Raw genomic sequence first — 16,989 nt, 5'->3', positions numbered from 1 at the left:
AGCGCCCGCGCAGCCCTCGGCAGAGGGTGAGCGGACAGGGTGCAGTCAGGACGGGCGGCTGCCGCGGAGTGGAGGGCGCACGTATGCAGCAGCCGACCTGGCGCCGGATATGCCCCGTCCGCCGCGGTGTCGCCCTCGTCTCCGTCGCCGCGCTGGCCCTCGCGGTCACCACGTCGGCGAGCACCGGGCGCCTGATGGCGGACGCGCCGAGCGCGGCGGGCCCGGTGTCCGTCGCCCGCGGCACCGCCCTCGGCCCGTGCATGATCAGCGGCGCGATGGGCGTGCAGATGTCGGAGGGCGTGCCCACCCCGCCCGGCTATTCGCGCTCCACCGGCACCGTCCGGGCCCTGAACCTCATGGTCGACTTCTCCGACGCGCCCGGTCAGGGCAGCGCGATGGACCGCCTCGCGGAGTTCTTCCCGCAGACCTCGCAGTGGTTCCGCACGAGTTCGTACGGGCGCCTCGACTACCGCCCCGAGTCGCCCGTACCGGACTGGCTGCGGATGCCGAAGACGTTCAAGGAGTACGGGATAGAGCGCGGCGCCCCCTTCGACCCCGGCTACCGGCGGCTCGTCGAGGACATCGTGGCGGCCGCCGACCCGGACGTGGACTTCCGGACGTACGACCTCGTGAACATCCTGATCACCCCGAACGCGGGCCCTTCCGCGCTCGACACCGTCCTGTCGGTGACGTTCGCCGGCAACCACGAGGCGCCGGTCGCGGACGGCGTCCCGGTCTCCAACGCGTCGTTCGTCTACAGCCGCCAGGACGACGGCTCGGGCAGCTACGGGGAGACGGGCTACCGCGTCCTGCCGCACGAGAACGGCCACGTCTTCGGTCTGCCCGACCTGTACACGCAGGAGGGCGGCGGCGCGGTCGGCCACTGGGACATCATGAGTGAGGACTGGGGCGCCAACAACGACCTGCTGGCCTGGCACAAGTGGAAGCTGGGGTGGCTCGACGACGACCAGATCGGCTGCGCCGCGGACCCGGGCGCCTCCGAGCACGTACTCTCGCCGCTGTCCCGCTCCGGCGGCACGAAGCTGGCCTTCGCCCCGGTGAACGAGAAGACGGGGTACGCGATCGAGGCCCGCGCCCCCGGCGGCAACGACGAGGCGGTGTGCAAGCCGGGCGTCCTCGTCTACCGCGTGGACGCGGAGGTCGACACCGGCAACGGCCCGGTCACGGTCTCCGACGCGGCGCCCGACAGCGGCGGCTGCACCCGCCGTCCCAACGTCCACGCGGAGCTCTCCGACGCGACCTACGCCGTCGGCGAGACGTTCACCGACCGCGATTCGGGGGTGCGGGTGAAGGTGGCGGGAGTGACCGACGACGGCGACTACCGCGTCCACGTCACACGCCCCTGACCCCGGCTACGCCCCACCTACGCCCCGCCTACGCCCCGGGCACGGTCTGCCGCACCTGACGCAGGAACGCGGCGTTGTTCGGAGTCTTCCTGATCCGGTCGAGCAGCACTTCCAGAGCCCCCTGCTGATCCTGCCCGTGCAGGGCACGCCGCATCCCCCGCAGGGCGCTCAACTCCCCTTCCCCCACCAGCAGTTCCTCACGCCGGGTGCCGGACGGGATGACGTCGACGGCCGGGAAGACGCGGCGGCCGGCGATACCCCGGTCGAGCCACAGCTCCATGTTGCCGGTGCCCTTCAACTCTTCGAAGTAGTAGTCGTCGGCGCGTGATCCGGTCTCCACGAGCGCGGTCGCGAGCATGGTCAGGGACCCGCCCTCCTCGGCGAGGCGCGCGGCCCCGAAGAGCCGCTTCGGCCCCTGCACGGCGGCGGCGTCGACACCACCGCTGAGGGTGCGTCCACCACTGGCGGCCGCGTTGTTGTACGCCCGGCACAGCCGCGTCAGCGAGTCGAAGAGCATGACGACGTCACGCCCCTCCTCGACCATGCGCTTGGCACGCTCGACGGCGAGTTCGGCGAGTGCGATGTGCTCCTTGGCGGGCCGGTCGAAGGTCGAGGAGAGCACCTCGCCCCGGACGGACCGCTGCATGTCGGTGACCTCTTCGGGCCGTTCGTCGAGGAGTACGACCATGAGGTGGCACTCGGGATGGTTCCGGGCGACGGCGGCGGCGATCTGCTGGAGCAGCACGGTCTTGCCGGTCCTCGGCGGCGCGACGATCAGCCCGCGCTGCCCCTTGCCGACGGGCGCGACGAGATCGACGAGCCGCCCGGCGACGGACCCGCCGTCGGTCTCCATGCGGAGCTGCTCCCGAGGATGCAGCGGGGTGAGATCCCCGAACCGGGGCCGCCCCCGCAGAGCCGAGACAGCGAACCCGTTGACCCGCTCGACCCCGGCGAGCACACCGGGCCGCCCACACACCCCTTCGACGAAATCCCCGGCACGAAGCCCGAGTTGACGAACAACAGAGGCAGGCACCTGCACATCCCCACGCTCTAAAAGATAGGAGACCCCGCGCAGAAACCCTTTCCCGTCACGCCCCACATCAAGAACGCCCATACAGGCGCCATCAGTTGATGTATCAGGCGGAACGGCACAGACATCGGCCGACGATCCAACAGCAGTAACAGTCACGGTGAGTTTCCTTTCGCGGACACGCGAGGAGAGAGAGCCCGACGAGGCGGCATGACCACACCTTGTACAGCGGGCGACAAAGAGGACCTGCGGCAGAAGCCGACAGCGCAAAGAAGACGACGGGAAGAAGACCCCGAAGGAGCCCCTGAGATTCAGAGGGGACGGTGCAGCACGGGCGCCCGAGCCAGAGGGCGGGGCGCACACACGTACCACTCGCAAGGTAACACAGAAGAACACCCCACGAGGCCAGACGTCGACACCATCCCGCCCCACCCCACCTCACCCCATACGTTAGGTTAGGCTTACCTAACGAGTTGGGGGAGGTCACTCACCATGCCTGAGCACATACCGAACGAGTCGTACGCAGAGGGCGAGTTCGCCGGGCGTACGGCTCTGGTGACCGGCGCGGGCCAGGGCATCGGCGCCGCGGTGGCCACCACGCTCGCCGCCCGGGGCGCCCACGTCATCGCCACGGACCGCGACGCGCACGGCATCGACGAACTGGCCGCCGCTTCAAGAGGCGCGGCCGGCACCATCAAGCCCCGCGTCATGGACGTCACCGACGTCACAGCGGTCACAGCCATCACCGCCTCCATCATCCGGGACCACGGCGCCCTCGACCTCCTCGTGAACGTCGCGGGCATCCTCCGCAGCTCCGCCGTCGCCGAACTGACCGACGCCGACTGGGCCGAGACCTTCGCCGTGAACACGACCGGCGTCTTCCACACGTCCCGCGCGGCCGCCGCCCACATGACGGCACGCGGCTCCGGCTGCATCGTCACCGTCGGCTCCAACGCCGCGGGCATCCCCCGGACCGGCATGGCCGCGTACGCCGCGTCCAAGGCGGCCGCCGCGATGTTCACCAAGTGCCTCGGCCTGGAGATCGCCCGCAGCGGCGTGCGCTGCAACGTCGTGGCACCCGGCACCACGGACACAGCGATGCAGCGCTCCCTCTGGCCCGACGGCACGGCGACACAGGCCCCGGCGGGCGTACTAGACGGCAACCTCGAGACGTACCGCACGGGCATCCCCCTCGGCCGCATCGCCACGCCCCAGGACATCGCCGACGCGGTGCTGTTCCTCGCCTCGGACCGCGCCCGCCACATCACACTCCAGGAGCTCTACGTCGACGGCGGCGCAACGCTCCGCTGACACACACGCCCCCACCGGCGGCCGGCCGCGAACCCGCCCCAAGGGCCGCGGAGACCGGGCGCAGAAGCGCCCACCGGGCCGCAGCCGCAAGCGCTCCCGAGGGGACGCGAGGGCCCGGGCGCGGGCAACCCCCACCGGGCCGCAGTCGCGCAACCGGCCGGAGGGGACGTGGGGGTATGTGCGCACGGAGCACCGAGCACACTCTGGCGCCTTTGGACTTGAGGCGCGACGCAGGGATAGCGAGTACGTACATACCCCCACGGCCCCGCCCCACAGAACAGCAGGCGCCCCCGGCCACCACACCGCCCGCACGGCCCCACACCCCACAACACACCCCGAACCGCCCCCCGCCCCCCGCCCCCCGCCCCCCGCCCCCCGAGAATTGGAGCCACTGTGTCGACGGCACCCGAGGTCGCCACGCAAGCCACACCCGCCACGACCACAGCCACCACAACCACAACCACAGCCACAGCCACAGCCACAGCCACAGCCACAGCCACCACGACCGCCGAACGGTCCAACCCCACCGTAGGAGCGGCCACTTCACTACTCGCCGCCTACACCCCCGGCACCCACTTCCTGGCCACCCCGACCCGCACCCTCCTCACCACCGGCACCCACGCGGAAGTCCCGCACGACGACAGACCGCTCCCGCAACGCGTCACCGCCACCCTGGCCGCCGCCCGCCGCGCCGGCATAGCGGACCCGTACGTCGTGGGCGCGGTCCCGTTCGACCACACCGCGCCCGCCGCACTGGCGGTCCCCGAGTCCCTCCGTACGGCGCCACCGCTCGCCGCGGACCCCCTGATCGCCCTGCCCACCGAGACCGCGGACGCCACCGGCTGGCAGATCCGCCCGGTGCCCTCCCCCGAGGAGTACGGCGCGGGCGTGTCCGCGGCCGTGGACCGCATGTGGCGCGGTGACTTCAGCAAGGTCGTCCTGGCCCGCACTCTCGAACTGACCTCGCCCGCCCCCCTCGACCTCCCCGCGATGCTCCAGCGCCTGGCCCGCCGCGACCCCACCGGCTACACGTTCGCGCTGCCGACGGCCCCCGGCCGCACCCTCATCGGCGCGAGCCCCGAGCTGCTCGTGTCGCGGCACGGCAACCAGGTCGTCGCGAACCCTCTCGCCGGTTCGACGCCGCGCAGCGACGACCTCGCGGAGGACGTGCGGCGCGCGGCGGCGCTCCTGGAGTCGGCGAAGGATCTGCACGAGCACGCGGTCGTGGTGGACGGCGTGCACCAGGCGCTCGCGGCCTTCTGCACGGATCTGACGGTCCCGGCCCGCCCGACGCTCGTCCGCACGGCGACCATGTGGCACCTGTCCACGACGGTGACAGGCACGCTCGCCACCCGGTACGAGAACACTGACGCGAGCGCGAACGTATCCGCGCTGGAACTGGCCTGCGCCCTGCACCCCACCCCCGCGGTGTGCGGCACGCCGACGGCGACCGCCCGGGAGGTGATCCGCGAGACGGAGCCGTTCGACCGCGGCTTCTTCACCGGCGTGGTCGGCTGGGGCGACGCGAACGGCGACGGCGAGTGGGTCGTGACCATCCGCTGCGCGGAGGCCGAGGAGCGCAGTCTGCGGCTGTACGCGGGCGCGGGCGTGGTCGCCGCGTCGGACCCCGCGGCGGAGACCGCGGAGACGGGCGCGAAGTTCCGTACGTTCCTCAACGCGGTGGGAGCAGAACTGTGACCGACACCCCGACCGCAGCGCCGCACACAGCACCGCATACAACACCGCACACAACACCGCACACAACACCGAACCCACCACTGAGCACGCCGAACGCTCCCGACGCCCCCACCTGGCCGGAGGAGTTCGCGTCCCGCTACCGCGAGGGGGGCTACTGGCGGGGCGAGACCTTCGGTCAGATGCTGCGCGACCGCGCCACCGCGCACCCGGACCGCGTGGCGATCGTGGACCCCGGCCCGGGCCGGCAGCCGGCACGCCGCTGGACGTACGGCGAACTGGACCGCCGCGCCGACCGCCTGGCCGCGGGCCTGCTCGCCCGGGGCATCGCCAAGGGCGACAAGGTGGTCGTCCAGCTCCCCAACATCGCCGAGTTCTTCGAGACGGTCTTCGCGCTGTTCCGCATCGGCGCGCTCCCGGTCTTCGCGCTGCCCGCGCACCGGGAGACGGAGATCCGCTACTTCTGCGAGTTCACCGAGGCGGCCGCGTACGTCATCCCGCAGGAGCTCGGCGGCTTCGACTACCGCGGCCTGGCGGCGAAGCTCGTCGACGAAGTACCCACGCTGCGCCACGTGTTCGTGGCGGACGGCGACCCGGGCCCCTTCGAGGCGCTGTCGGACGTGCCCGCCGACCCGACCGGCCCGCCTCCCTCCCCACCCGCCCCGTCCGACCTGGCGTTCCTCCAACTCTCGGGCGGCAGTACGGGCGTCCCGAAGCTGATCCCGCGCACGCACGACGACTACATCTACTCGCTGCGCGGCTCGAACGAGATCTGCGCGGTCGACGAGGACAGCGTCTACCTGGTCGCCCTCCCCGCGGCCCACAACTTCCCGCTCTCCTCCCCGGGTTCGCTCGGCGCGCTGTACGCGGGTGCCCGCGTCGTGCTCAGCCCGCAGCCCGGCCCGGAGGCGGCCTTCCCTCTCATCGAGTCCGAGGGGGTCACCATCACGGGCCTGGTCCCGCCGCTCGCCCTGCTCTGGACGGAGGCGGTGCCGGTCACCGCGTACGACCTGAGCAGCCTGGACGTACTCCTGGTGGGCGGCGCGAAGTTCAGCGAGGAGGTGGCGCGCCGGGTGAAGCCGGCCCTGAACTGCACGCTGCAGCAGGTCTTCGGCATGGCGGAGGGCCTGGTCAACTACACGCGCCTGGACGACGATCCGGAGACGATCGTCACCACGCAGGGCCGGCCGATCTCGCCGGACGACGAGATCCGTGTGGTCGACGACGAGGACAACGACCTGCCGCAGGGCGAGACGGGCCATCTCCTCACCCGCGGCCCGTACACGATCCGCGGCTACTGGAAGGCCCCCGAGCACAACGCCCGCTCCTTCACGGCGGACGGCTTCTATCGCACGGGCGACGTCGTACGCCTCACCGAGACCGGCCACATCGTCGTCGAGGGCCGGGCGAAGGATCAGATCAACCGGGGCGGCGAGAAGATCGCGGCCGAGGAGGTCGAGAACCACATCCTGGCCCACCCGTCCGTGCACGACGCGAACGTGGTCGCGGAGCCGGACGCGTATCTGGGCGAGCGGACGTGCGCGTACGTCATCCTGCGCGCGGGCGCCGAGCCCGTGAAGCCGGCGGCCATCAGGAAGTTCGTACGCGGGAGGGGCCTGGCGGCGTACAAGGTGCCGGACCGCGTGGAGTTCGTGGAGGTCTTCCCGCAGACGGGCGTAGGCAAGATCTCCAAGAAGGCCCTACGAGCATCCTCGTCGGCCTAACCCCCCCTCCACTCCCCAGCCCTGACCTGACCTGCCCCTGAGCGACCGGCCCCACCCTGACCAGCCGCACCCCACCCCACCCCGCCCTGACCCGAACGGACAACCGCCCACCATGGCCCTCCCTGCCATCACTCCCTATCCGATGCCGTCGGCCGACGAGCTGCCGGCGAACCGCGTCGACTGGAAGGTCGACCCGTCCCGCGCCGTGCTCCTCGTGCACGACCTGCAGAACTACTTCCTCTCGGCATACGACCGCACGGCCTCCCCCGTGCCGGAACTCCTGGCCAACGTGGCCGAGTTGAAGAAGGCAGCGGACCGCCTCGGCGTCCCGGTCGTGCACACCGCGCAGCCCGGCGGCCAGTCCCCCGCCGAACGCGGCCTCCAGCAGGACTTCTGGGGCCCGGGCCTGCCCGACGACGCCCACGCGGCGGCGATCGCCCCCGAGATCGGCCCGGCCCCCGCCGACACGGTCCTCACCAAGTGGAAGTACAGCGGTTTCGTCCGCACGGACCTCCTGGAACGCCTCCGCGAACAGGGCCGTGACCAGCTGGTCATCACGGGCGTCTACGCCCACATCGGCGTCCTGATGACGGCGTGCGACGCGTGGATGCAGGACATCCAGGCGTTCGTGGTGGCCGACGCGGTGGCGGACTTCTCGGCGGACGACCACGCGATGGCGCTGCGCTGGGCGGCGGGAAAGTGCGCGATGGTGACCACGACGAAGGCAACGCTCGACACACGTACACCGCCCCCCACACCCACACCCACACCCACACCTACGGCGGCGGCGCCACGCCAGATCTGACGCGCCCGACGAACCGGCGGCGGGCAGCGACGGGCACCGTCAGGCGGCGTCAGGCGACGGGGGCGGCGAAGGGCACGTCCCCGTCGAGGGCGGCGGTGAGCCGATTGAGCCGGTTCCGGAGGTCCCGTACCTCGTCCAGCGACAGCCCGGTGGACTCGGCGATGGCGCGGGGCACGGCGAGGGCCCGCTCCCGCAGAGCCCGCCCTTCCCCGGTGAGCCGCACGGCGACGGACCGCTCGTCCTCGACGCTGCGCCGCCGCTCCACGTGCCCGGCGGCTTCCAGCCGCTTGAGCAGCGGCGAAAGGGTGCCGGAGTCGAGCCGCAGCCGCTCGCCGATCTTCTTGACGGGAAGCTCGTCGTGCTCCCAGAGAACGAGCATCACGAGGTACTGCGGGTAGGTCAGCCCCAGATCCTTCAGGGCGTTCCGGTAGACGCTGTTGAAGGCGCGTGCGGCGGCGTGCAGCGAGAAACAGATCTGGTTGTCGAGCCGAAGAAAATCCTCGTCCCGCATGTGATCCATACCGGTGTCCGTGCCGATCGCAGCTGCGCGTTCCATAAGACCCAAGCCTACAGCAGACACAATTAAGTTGTGCACAACTAAATGACGTGCAATGCTGACCTCGGTACTTACCCGGCCGACGACAAGGACGAGACACTCATGGACGCGCTCTACACAGCAGTAGCCACCGCGAACGGCCGCGAGGGCCGCGCCGTCAGCTCCGACGGCCAGATCGACCTGCCGCTCGGCTTCCCCAAGGCCCTGGGCGGCAACGACAAGGGCACGAACCCCGAGCAGCTCTTCGCCGCCGGCTACGCGGCCTGCTTCGCGAGCGCGATGGGCAGCATCGCGCGCCAGGAGAAGATCGACGTCTCGGACGTCTCGGTGACCGCCGAGGTCAGCATCGGCAAGGACACGGACGGCGGCTTCGGCCTCGCCGTGGTCATGCGCGCCGAACTCCCCGACCACCTCCAGGGCCCCGCGGGCGAGGACCTCCTGAAGAAGACCCACGCGTACTGCCCCTACTCCAAGGCGACCCGCGGCAACATCCCGGTGGAACTCGTCATCGAGTAACCCGCACGCGGACGGCCCTGCCCAACCCTCCACCCCCTAAATGACCACCCGCTACACTGGCGGCGGTGACGCAGTACACGTGACTGCCACCACCCCGCCTTCGTAGCTCAGGGGATAGAGCACCGCTCTCCTAAAGCGGGTGTCGCAGGTTCGAATCCTGCCGGGGGCACGCTTGAGCATCAGGTCAGAGGCCCTGTCGCCATTGAGGCGGCAGGGCCTCCGGCGTAGGGCCCGGGGGACGTGTACGCCGCGTACGAATGCCTCGTCCGCGGCGGCTTCACCAGTCGCCTCATCGACTCGTGACCGGTCGGAGCCGTGCGGCGCCCCCTCACCACTGGCGGCGCGTCGTCGCCTTCTCTCCCGTCACCAGCGTCGCCGGGGGCACGTCCTCCGTCACGATCGCGCCCGCCGCGACCACCGCGTCGCGGCCGATGGTGACGCCGGGGAGGATCGTCGCGCCGGCGCCGATCCATACGTTCTCCGCCACGTCGATGGGGCCGCCAGTCAGTCGGCTGCGGCGGTCCTCGGGGTCGACCGGGTGGCCGACGGTGATGAAGGTGGCCTTGGGGCCGATCATCACGCGTTCGGCGAGGCGGATGCCGGCGTAGTCCAGGAACGTGCAGTTCTGGTTGATGAACACGCGTTCCGCCAGGTGCAGGTTGAGACCGTGATCCGTGTAGAAGGGCGGGTAGATCGTGGTTCTCGGCGGCAGTGGTCTGCCGAGGATCTGTGCGAAGAGTTCCGCCTTGCCCGCCTCGTCCTCGAAGGGCAGGACGTTCAGGCGGGAGGTGAGCTCCGTGGCCCGCAGGACCCTCTCCGCCATGGCCTGGAACTCGGGGCCGTGGATGCGCATGAGGTGGTCACCGGGCATGCCGCGATCGTTCCTTCCGGTGGGGTGGCGCCCAGGACGGGCGCCAGGTCGGCTCGGGGAGCCCGGGCAGGGATGCCAGGTGCGTGAGGATTCCGCGGAGTCCCGGATGGGGGTTCGTCGCGGGGAGGATGAGGGAGAGCGGGTACGCGAGGGTCGGGTTCGTGACCGGGATGCGGCGCAGGTCGTGGCTGGGCGGCCACGTGTAGCGGTCGCGTGCGCCGATCAGAGTGGCCACGTCCGTGGAGTCCGCGAGGGTGTCCAGGAGTACGTCGTCCCCGAAGTGCGGGCCCACCGCGTCGACGCGCAGGTCGAAATCGGTGGCGAGCTGGTCGTAGAAGTCCGCCCATTCGCTTCGGGGCGCGATGCCCGGCACCCATATCCGGTGCTTGCGCAGCTGCGACGGCGTCAGGCCGCGCACGGCGGCGAGCGGGTGCCGGGGGCCGACGAGTAGTTCCAGCGGCGAGTCGAAGGCGTGCGTCATCCGCACGTCGGGCGGCAGCGTGTCCGGGTCGGTGACGGAACGGAACGAGGCGTCGACATCGCCTGCCGCGACGGCGGCGGCCGCCACGCGCGGGTCGTCGACGCGGAGAGTCACCACGTCGAGATCGGTCTCGGGGTGCGAACGCCAGTAGTCGTGCAGTACGACGGCCTGCGCGCTTCGCAGGCCGAGCACGTCGATCCGTAGGGCCCGGGAGCCCGGTCCGACCGCGGCGACGGCGCGCTCCACGCCCGCGGTGATGCTCCGCGCGTGCGGGAGGAACGCCTGGCCGTCGAGCGTCAGCTCGACCCCCCGGGCCGTACGCGTGAACAGCCGGACGTCCAGCTCGCGCTCCAGCGCGGCGATCCGTTTGGAGACGGCCTGCTGCGTCACGCCCAGCTCGGCGGCCGCGTGCTGCAACCGCCCGAGCTCGGCCGCCCGGACGAAGGATCGCAATGCCTCGGTGTCCACGTGCTGCACCCTAAGCGGGCACAACCGATCGTTGTGGCTCACCCGGTGCCGGTTGTGTCTGTTGTGTCGGGTGCGGCGGTTGTGTCGCGCGCGTCGGGTTCGTCGGGTGCGTCGTCTCACGCGGCTGGGGCAGCCGCCGGTGGAGCCGGGTCATGGCCGTCGCGGGCGTTCCGAGTGGCTGTCCGTCGAGGGTTTGGGGGGCGTGCCGGACTTCAGTTGAGCGCGGAGTTCGTCTATCTCGCGTTGCATCGACTTCAGTTGCCCGTAGGTCTCGAAGAGGTAGCGGGCCTTGGTGCGCAGGGTCAGGGGGTCGATCGGTTTGAGGGCGACGTCGGCCACGCCGAGGCGGAACGCCTCCACGGCTATCTCCCTGCTGACGTCGAAGCCGGTCAGCAGGACGATGGGGATGGCGCGGGTCTGCTCCAGGCGGCGTACGTAGCGCACCACGTCGAGGCCGCTCACGCCCGGCATGCGGACGTCCAGGAGGATGAGCCCGACGTTCCCCCGCAGGATGACCCGGAGCGCGTCGTCGCCGTTGGAGGCGCTCACCAGCGGGTGGCCGAGCGGGGCCAACGCACTCTCCAACGCGAACAGGGTGTCCTTGTGGTCGTCGACGACGAGGATCACGGAGTTGGTCAGCATGGGCTGAGGCCCTCTCTGTCAGTAACCACGCTATGCCGACGCCGAGTTGTGTAACCCGTGGGTCTCCACACGGGCAATACCTAAGTTCATAGCGGCAGTATCAGCAGCGGCGGAGGAAAATGCGCGCCCCTTCCGTAGTCCGGTGGCGGCCGTGGTGGACGTGGCGACCGTGGCCGCCGTTCGGATGATTTAAGGCTCGGAGCGATTGCCTCCCTTGAGGGCGCGGGAAAGCCCGTAATGTTCCCCTTCGTACCTCTCAGAGAGGCCACACATGCGTATCCGCACTGCTGTCGCTGCCACCGCTCTCGCCGCCCTCACCGTCCTGGGCGGTGCCGGAGCCGCTGCCGCCGACGACGACAACGGCCACTACGGCATCGGCAACGGCGAGGACGTCGTCACCAGCGTCGTCGAGAACTCCGAGGTCGAGTTCGGCGACCTGGTGATGGACTAGGGTCTGCCCCTCGTCCACGTCGGTTCCGTTCAGCGCAATGGCTGAGGTGAACTGAGCCGAGGCCCCCTCCGGCGCGAAGGCCGGAGGGGGCCTCGGCGTGTCAGGGGCGGATGCGCGGGATTTCGTGTGCGGGATGTCAGGGGCGGGATGTCATGTGCGGACGCGGACCCCGTGGCGCGTGCGCATGCGGTGCAGTTCCCACAGGGCCACCGCCGTCACGGAGACCGGGCCACCGAGGATCGCGCCCCACTGGGCGGCCAGCAGACCGTTCAGGAGCGTGCCGTGGTTCTGCTGCAGCAACAGGGTGCCGCCCGCCAGGACGAGGCCGACGCCGGCCAGGATTCCGACCTACCAGGCCACCGCGCCCTGCGGGTGCCCGTTCGTCAGGCTCCAGCCCTGGTGTCCCCCGTGTGTCACCGTTCTCCCTCGTCCGCCTGTGTCTTCCCGTGGCTCCGTGCGGCTCCGTGCGGCTTCGTCGCTGCTTCGTCGCGGCTTCATGTGGCCGTCCACGGCGTCTCTGAGCGCGCGCAGTTTACTGGCCGAAAACGTGCGGGCGTCGTGCGTGGCCCGTTCGTTGGCCTGAGGACATCAGCGTTGAGGAGGTACTGCCATGCGCATTCCTGGGCCTGAATTGTGTGACGACGGTGGGGCCGGAGCGATCGCGGCGGCGGGCGGGCTGCATCTCTACCAGCTGTGGCTGCACGACACGTATGGGCCCGTGGTCCGGTTCCAGCTGCCGGGGGTCGGGGTCGCCGTGTCCGTCTCCGATCCGGAGCTGCTGGAGGCCACCGCCCGGATCGACGAGCGGCCCGCGCCGTTGTTCGAGTTCCTGGCGCCCCTCTGCGAGGCCGGGAACCTACAGGTCATCGGGGCCGAGGAGCACGGGCCCTGGCGGCGCGTGCTCCTGGAGGTGTTCGCGGGGCGGCCGTCCCACGAGCGGCACTTCGGGGAGTTCGTCTCGCTGGTGGAGCGCCTCGCGGACCGTTGGGAGGAGGCGGAGATCCCTGGCGCCGGGGCTCCGGACGGCGGGGCTCAGGGCGATGGGGCTCCGGACGGCGGTGCCTCGGGAAGTGGCGCGCTCGTCGCGTTGCAGAAGGATCTGACCGCGCTGTCGCTGCGGATGATCTGCGCGTACGCCCTCGGCGGCGCCGGCGAAGGGCTCGTCGACCCGGAGAAGGTCGTGGGCGCGTTCGAGGACGTCCTCACCGAGCACCTGGAGCGGATCTACCGGGTCGCCGGGGACGGCGCCGAGCGGGAGGAGAGCGCCCGGCGGGCCGACCGCGCGCTGGGCTGTCTGCGGGACACCGTCGACCGCGTCGTCGCCTCCCACCAGGACGGCGGGCACCAGAACGCGAGTTACCGCGGCGACCCCCGTGACCCGTGCCACCCCGCCCACGCCGCCCACCCCGATCGCCCCGGCCACCCCGACCGCAGCGACCTCATCCGCGCCCTCCTCGCCGCCGGCACATCCCCCGCCCGCATCCGCGACACCGTCATGGTGACCATGCTCGCCGCCCACCACACCACCGGCGTCGCCGTCTCCTGGACGCTGTACCTGCTGGGGCGTCACCCGGATGTCGCCGAGCGCGTCGCCGAGGAGCTGGACCGTGTCCTCGGTGACCGGACGGCGCCCGGCTACGCCGATCTGCGGCGGCTCACGTATCTGGACATGGTTCTGAAGGAGTCGATGCGGCTCTATCCGCCCGGGCCGTACGGGGCCCGGGAGACGACCGAGGCCCTGCGTCTCGGGGCGTACGACATACCGGCGGGGACCACCGTCTTCTACCCCTTCTGGGCCGTGCACATGAACCCCGGCCACTGGCCCGAGCCCGAGAGGTTCGTGCCCGAGCGGTTCACCCCGGAGGCGGTGGCGAAGCGGGCGCGGCTCGCGTACATCCCGTTCGGGATCGGGCCCCGGAGCTGTGAAGGCGCCGGGCTCGCCATGGTCGAGGCCGAGCTGATCCTCGCCGTTCTGCTCAAGCGGTTCCGGTTCCGGCTCGCGCCGGGGCACGAGGTGACGCCCGTCGAACGGTTCGTGCTGTGGGCCGCCGACGACATCCACATGGCCGTGACCCCGCGCGCGGGCGGGCGCCGCACGCGCGAAGGCCACTGAGGCCCGAAGACCGCTGAGGGCCGAAGACCGCTGAGGACCGAAGGTCACTGAGGACCGAAAACCCCTGACGCTTCTGAGCCGAGCCCTCAGCCGAGCCGCTCGCCGTACACATGGTCGACCGTCATCGTCATCAGCACCCGGCGGTCGGCCACCATCACCGCGCGGTACTCGTCCCAGTCCGGGTGCTCGCCGGCCGCCACCCGGTAGTAGCGCACCAGCGCCTCCACTTCGGGGCCCTCGGGGTCGGTGCCCGGGCCCGTGAGGGTCGCCGTGCCCTCGGCGGTGGCCCACGAGCGGCCGTCGGGGCCGGTGACCTCCAGGGTGGCCCGCGGGTCCCGGCGCAGGTTCGCCGTCTTCGCGCGGCCCTCGGTCATCGATACGTGGAGGACCCCGGCCTCCCTGTCGTAGAAGGGCATGACGGGTGAGAGCTGCGGGCGGCCGTCCGCCTTGATCGTGGCGAGTACGCCGAGCCGGGCCTCGGCGAGCAGGGCGCGCGGGTCGAAGGCGGGAGCGGGGGCGGGGGTCTCGGACATGGTGGGCCTCTCCAGGGAGCGCGGTGACGTGACAGGGCGCACGCACGGCACCGGAGTGCCGCATCATCAGCAATTCATCCCCGCCGCGGGTAATTCCCGTACGTCCGCAGCGCGCTGATCAATCGTCACCGGCTCCCACCGGAACCCGGTGACGTCGGTGACTCCCCCGCCACCTATGCTGCCCGCCGAGCCGACCGCCTCACCCATCACCGCCGCACCGCCGCACCCATCACCGCCGCACCGCCGCACCGCCTCACCGCCTCACCGCCTCACCGATCACCGCCTCACCACGCCGGGGGAACCATGACCACCACCGGGGAGACACCCCAGGCCCCGGCCACCCCCACCCGCACCCCCACCCCCGCCCCTCCCCCTTCCCCCCTCCGCCTCCCCGCCTTCCGCCGCTTCGTGCTCGCGCAGCTCGTCTCCGCGGCCGGTTCCGCGATGGCCCCGCTCGCCCTCGCGTACGCGGTGATCGGAGCGGGCGGCGGGGCCGGGGCGCTCGGGCTCGTCCTGGCGACCAACACCGTGCCGACGGTCGTCTTCCTGCTGGTCGGCGGCGTCCTCGCCGACCGGCTCTCCCGCAGCCGGCTGCTCTTCCTCGGCAATCTCCTCGCCGCGGCCGCGCAAGGCGTCCTCGCCCTCGTGGTGGCCACCGGGCACGCGGGCACCGGGGCGATCGCCGCCTGCGGCTTCGTCTCGGGGGTCGCGGTGGCGTTCACGACGCCCGCCGCGCAGGGCGTGGTCACCCAGCTCGTCGCGCCGGGGCAGTTGCAGCAGGCGAACGCCCTGCTCCGGCTGCCGACGAACGCCGTCAAGGTGGTCGGGCCCGTGACCGGCGGTCTGGTCGTGGCGGTGGGCGGGCCGGCCTGGGCGCTCGGTTTCGACGCGTGCACGTTCGCGGTGGCGGCGCTGCTGCTGCTCGGGCTGCGGCTCGGCGCCCCGGCCACGAGGACGAGCGCGCTCGCCGATCTGCGGGAGGGCTGGTCGGGCTTCTGGTCGCGGACCTGGCTGTGGACGTACACGGCGGCGGGGACGGTGCTCGTCGCCGCCTGGCTCGCGGGTTACCAGCTCCTCGGCCCCGTCGTCACCGAGCAGGAGTACGAGGGCGCCCGCACCTGGGGGTTCATCCAGGGCGCGTTCTCGCTGGGACTCCTCGCGGGCGCCGTGGTGTGTCTGCGGTGGAAGCCGGAGCGGCTGCTCACCGTGGCCGTCGCCGCCAGTTCGGGTCTCGCGCTGCCGCTGGCGGGTCTCGCGTTCGGCCTGCCACTGCCCTGGCTGCTGCTCTCCGCCGTACTGGCGGGCATCACCCTGGACGTGGCGGGTGTCGCATGGGTGACCGCGTTCCAACAACACGTGCCGGATGGTGAGTTGGGGCGTATGAGTTCCTTCAACCAGGTCGGTGAGCGGCTGGCGATTCCGCTCGGCTATCTCGTCGTCGCGCTCGTCTCGTCCGCGTTCGCCGACCGTTCCGTACTCCTCGTCTGTACGGGGATCATCGTCGCCGCCACGCTCCTCAACCTGTGCGTGCGCGACATCCACCGCATCAGGCGCGTGGAGTAGACAAGAACCGGTCGGAGTCGGCCAGTTGATGCCTTGGCGTTATCACCGAATGGCATCGGTCCGAACAGGCCCCGCGCTCCCGATACTCGTCCCGACCGGAGGCCGCACCCCGAGGCCTCCATCCCGGAAGGGACACACCCCCATGAACAGATCCAGAACCGGTCTCCTCGCCACCCTGGGCGCGGCCGCCCTCGTGGCCTCGCTGGCCGCCGCCCCGTCCGCCCTCGCGGCCCCGGCGCCCGACACGGTGAAGCCGGCCTCCACGTACGCCACCGCCACGTACACGGGCTCGTCCTACGCGGGCTCCGCCGAGGAGCAGGCCGCCAACCGCCAGTTCTTCGAGGCCGTCATGAAGTCGGCGCTGAAGAAGCAGGCGGCGGAGCCCGGCATCCAGGCCGTCACCGTCCGGTACAGCACGAGCCGGGCGCCGAGCTTCCGCAGCCAGATAGCGCAGAGCACCCGCATCTGGAACTCCTCGGTCAGCAACGTGCAGCTGGCGGAGACCAGTTCGGGCGCCGACTTCGAGTACCGCGAGGGCAATGACTCGCGCGGCTCGTACGCCTACACCGACGGGCGCGGGCACGGCTACATCTTCCTGGACTACCGGCAGAACCAGCAGTACAACTCCACGCGTGTCACGTCTCACGAGACGGGCCACGTGCTCGGCCTGCCCGACAACTACCGTGGACCGTGCAGCGAGCTGATGTCCGGCGGCGGACCCGGCCCGTCCTGCACCAACGCGACCCCGAACGCCACGGAGCGCCAGCGGGTCAACAGCCTGTGGGCCCGCGGGATCGCCGCCCTCCAGGACAAGGGCAGCCTGACCAAGGTCCGCTGACCCGGTCCCACCCGGCCCGCCGGCC

17 protein-coding genes and 1 tRNA gene are annotated in these 16,989 nt (G+C 71.3%); 11 read left to right on the top strand and 7 right to left on the bottom strand.

Annotated features, from left to right (window positions below; genetic code table 11):
* Positions 1–83: 83 nt before the first annotated feature.
* Positions 84–1,367 (top strand): M6 family metalloprotease domain-containing protein, encoded by a 1,284-nt coding sequence (locus tag AB0N81_RS04415; protein ID WP_365355537.1) that lies wholly within the window; start codon positions 84–86, stop codon positions 1,365–1,367.
* Between the two features lie 28 nt (positions 1,368–1,395).
* Here the strand turns inward: AB0N81_RS04415 and rho are convergent, their stop codons facing one another.
* Positions 1,396–2,481 (bottom strand): transcription termination factor Rho, encoded by a 1,086-nt coding sequence (gene rho / locus AB0N81_RS04410; protein ID WP_365355535.1) that lies wholly within the window; start codon positions 2,479–2,481, stop codon positions 1,396–1,398.
* A 408-nt stretch (positions 2,482–2,889) separates the two neighbouring features.
* Here rho and AB0N81_RS04405 point away from each other — a divergent pair, with 408 nt between their 5' ends.
* From AB0N81_RS04405 to AB0N81_RS04390, 4 genes are all read left to right on the top strand, one after another.
* Positions 2,890–3,708 (top strand): 2,3-dihydro-2,3-dihydroxybenzoate dehydrogenase, encoded by an 819-nt coding sequence (locus AB0N81_RS04405; RefSeq protein ID WP_365355534.1) that lies wholly within the window; start codon positions 2,890–2,892, stop codon positions 3,706–3,708.
* Between the two features lie 393 nt (positions 3,709–4,101).
* Complete coding sequence (gene dhbC, locus AB0N81_RS04400; protein ID WP_365355532.1) at positions 4,102–5,406, top strand: isochorismate synthase DhbC; 1,305 nt, start codon at positions 4,102–4,104, stop codon at positions 5,404–5,406.
* Positions 5,407–5,486: 80 nt separating this feature from the next.
* Positions 5,487–7,127 carry a (2,3-dihydroxybenzoyl)adenylate synthase gene (locus tag AB0N81_RS04395; protein ID WP_365355676.1) on the top strand — a complete coding sequence of 547 codons (1,641 nt, stop codon included), beginning with the start codon at positions 5,487–5,489 and terminating at the stop codon, positions 7,125–7,127.
* Positions 7,128–7,239: 112 nt separating this feature from the next.
* Positions 7,240–7,932, top strand: coding sequence for an isochorismatase family protein (locus AB0N81_RS04390; protein ID WP_365355530.1), 693 nt, complete (start codon positions 7,240–7,242; stop codon positions 7,930–7,932).
* A 49-nt stretch (positions 7,933–7,981) separates the two neighbouring features.
* Here the strand turns inward: AB0N81_RS04390 and AB0N81_RS04385 are convergent, their stop codons facing one another.
* Positions 7,982–8,488 carry a MarR family transcriptional regulator gene (locus tag AB0N81_RS04385; protein WP_365355528.1) on the bottom strand — a complete coding sequence of 169 codons (507 nt, stop codon included), beginning with the start codon at positions 8,486–8,488 and terminating at the stop codon, positions 7,982–7,984.
* A 102-nt stretch (positions 8,489–8,590) separates the two neighbouring features.
* Between AB0N81_RS04385 and AB0N81_RS04380 the strand changes: the two genes are divergently transcribed.
* Together AB0N81_RS04380 and AB0N81_RS04375 are read left to right on the top strand one after the other, a co-directional pair.
* Positions 8,591–9,004, top strand: a complete 414-nt coding sequence (locus AB0N81_RS04380) for an organic hydroperoxide resistance protein (RefSeq protein ID WP_362999190.1) — start codon at positions 8,591–8,593, stop codon at positions 9,002–9,004.
* A 96-nt stretch (positions 9,005–9,100) separates the two neighbouring features.
* Positions 9,101–9,173, top strand: a tRNA-Arg gene (locus tag AB0N81_RS04375).
* Between the two features lie 159 nt (positions 9,174–9,332).
* Here the strand turns inward: AB0N81_RS04375 and AB0N81_RS04370 are convergent.
* From AB0N81_RS04370 to AB0N81_RS04360, 3 genes are all read right to left on the bottom strand, one after another.
* Positions 9,333–9,875 (bottom strand): sugar O-acetyltransferase, encoded by a 543-nt coding sequence (locus tag AB0N81_RS04370; protein ID WP_365355526.1) that lies wholly within the window; start codon positions 9,873–9,875, stop codon positions 9,333–9,335.
* Entirely contained in the window at positions 9,865–10,824 is a 960-nt protein-coding gene (locus tag AB0N81_RS04365; RefSeq protein ID WP_365355524.1) for a LysR family transcriptional regulator, read from the bottom strand. The genes AB0N81_RS04370 and AB0N81_RS04365 overlap by 11 nt, the downstream gene beginning before the upstream one ends.
* A gap of 150 nt (positions 10,825–10,974) precedes the next feature.
* Positions 10,975–11,466 (bottom strand): response regulator, encoded by a 492-nt coding sequence (locus tag AB0N81_RS04360; RefSeq protein ID WP_365355523.1) that lies wholly within the window; start codon positions 11,464–11,466, stop codon positions 10,975–10,977.
* Positions 11,467–11,737: 271 nt separating this feature from the next.
* On the opposite strand from AB0N81_RS04360, the gene AB0N81_RS04355 reads away from it, so the two are divergent.
* Positions 11,738–11,917 (top strand): hypothetical protein, encoded by a 180-nt coding sequence (locus tag AB0N81_RS04355; RefSeq protein WP_365355522.1) that lies wholly within the window; start codon positions 11,738–11,740, stop codon positions 11,915–11,917.
* 150 nt (positions 11,918–12,067) lie between these two features.
* On the opposite strand, the gene AB0N81_RS04350 is transcribed toward AB0N81_RS04355, so the two are convergent.
* On the bottom strand, positions 12,068–12,217 hold the full coding sequence (locus AB0N81_RS04350) for a hypothetical protein (protein WP_365355688.1): 150 nt from the start codon (positions 12,215–12,217) through the stop codon (positions 12,068–12,070).
* Between the two features lie 310 nt (positions 12,218–12,527).
* Here AB0N81_RS04350 and AB0N81_RS04345 point away from each other — a divergent pair, with 310 nt between their 5' ends.
* Positions 12,528–14,030 (top strand): cytochrome P450, encoded by a 1,503-nt coding sequence (locus tag AB0N81_RS04345; RefSeq protein ID WP_365355520.1) that lies wholly within the window; start codon positions 12,528–12,530, stop codon positions 14,028–14,030.
* An 86-nt stretch (positions 14,031–14,116) separates the two neighbouring features.
* Here AB0N81_RS04345 and AB0N81_RS04340 read toward each other — a convergent pair whose 3' ends face one another.
* Positions 14,117–14,563 (bottom strand): PPOX class F420-dependent oxidoreductase, encoded by a 447-nt coding sequence (locus AB0N81_RS04340; RefSeq protein ID WP_365355518.1) that lies wholly within the window; start codon positions 14,561–14,563, stop codon positions 14,117–14,119.
* Positions 14,564–14,866: 303 nt separating this feature from the next.
* Here AB0N81_RS04340 and AB0N81_RS04335 point away from each other — a divergent pair, with 303 nt between their 5' ends.
* Positions 14,867–16,126: an MFS transporter gene (locus tag AB0N81_RS04335; protein WP_365355516.1), complete on the top strand. Its 1,260-nt coding sequence runs from the start codon at positions 14,867–14,869 to the stop codon at positions 16,124–16,126.
* Between the two features lie 142 nt (positions 16,127–16,268).
* A complete protein-coding gene (gene snpA / locus AB0N81_RS04330; RefSeq protein ID WP_365355515.1) occupies positions 16,269–16,964 on the top strand; it encodes a snapalysin in 696 nt (231 codons plus the stop codon).
* Positions 16,965–16,989: the final 25 nt, after the last annotated feature.

The organism is Streptomyces sp. NPDC093510, from assembly GCF_040683555.1.
Classification (GTDB): domain Bacteria; phylum Actinomycetota; class Actinomycetes; order Streptomycetales; family Streptomycetaceae; genus Streptomyces.
Note: the sequence above shows the minus strand (reverse complement) of the source record. Positions and strands in the feature narration are given on the sequence as shown.

What these genes read in the sequence shown, in the direction of transcription:
- AB0N81_RS04415 (WP_365355537.1), top strand. Translation starts at nt 84, where the DNA reads ATGCAGCAGCCGACCTGGCGCCGGATATGCCCCGTCCGCCGCGGTGTC.
- rho (WP_365355535.1), bottom strand. Translation starts at nt 2,481, where the DNA reads ATGGGCGTTCTTGATGTGGGGCGTGACGGGAAAGGGTTTCTGCGCGGG.
- AB0N81_RS04405 (WP_365355534.1), top strand. Translation starts at nt 2,890, where the DNA reads ATGCCTGAGCACATACCGAACGAGTCGTACGCAGAGGGCGAGTTCGCC.
- AB0N81_RS04390 (WP_365355530.1), top strand. Translation starts at nt 7,240, where the DNA reads ATGGCCCTCCCTGCCATCACTCCCTATCCGATGCCGTCGGCCGACGAG.
- AB0N81_RS04385 (WP_365355528.1), bottom strand. Translation starts at nt 8,488, where the DNA reads ATGGAACGCGCAGCTGCGATCGGCACGGACACCGGTATGGATCACATG.
- AB0N81_RS04380 (WP_362999190.1), top strand. Translation starts at nt 8,591, where the DNA reads ATGGACGCGCTCTACACAGCAGTAGCCACCGCGAACGGCCGCGAGGGC.
- AB0N81_RS04370 (WP_365355526.1), bottom strand. Translation starts at nt 9,875, where the DNA reads ATGCCCGGTGACCACCTCATGCGCATCCACGGCCCCGAGTTCCAGGCC.
- AB0N81_RS04360 (WP_365355523.1), bottom strand. Translation starts at nt 11,466, where the DNA reads ATGCTGACCAACTCCGTGATCCTCGTCGTCGACGACCACAAGGACACC.
- AB0N81_RS04355 (WP_365355522.1), top strand. Translation starts at nt 11,738, where the DNA reads ATGCGTATCCGCACTGCTGTCGCTGCCACCGCTCTCGCCGCCCTCACC.
- AB0N81_RS04345 (WP_365355520.1), top strand. Translation starts at nt 12,528, where the DNA reads ATGCGCATTCCTGGGCCTGAATTGTGTGACGACGGTGGGGCCGGAGCG.
- AB0N81_RS04340 (WP_365355518.1), bottom strand. Translation starts at nt 14,563, where the DNA reads ATGTCCGAGACCCCCGCCCCCGCTCCCGCCTTCGACCCGCGCGCCCTG.
- AB0N81_RS04335 (WP_365355516.1), top strand. Translation starts at nt 14,867, where the DNA reads ATGACCACCACCGGGGAGACACCCCAGGCCCCGGCCACCCCCACCCGC.
- snpA (WP_365355515.1), top strand. Translation starts at nt 16,269, where the DNA reads ATGAACAGATCCAGAACCGGTCTCCTCGCCACCCTGGGCGCGGCCGCC.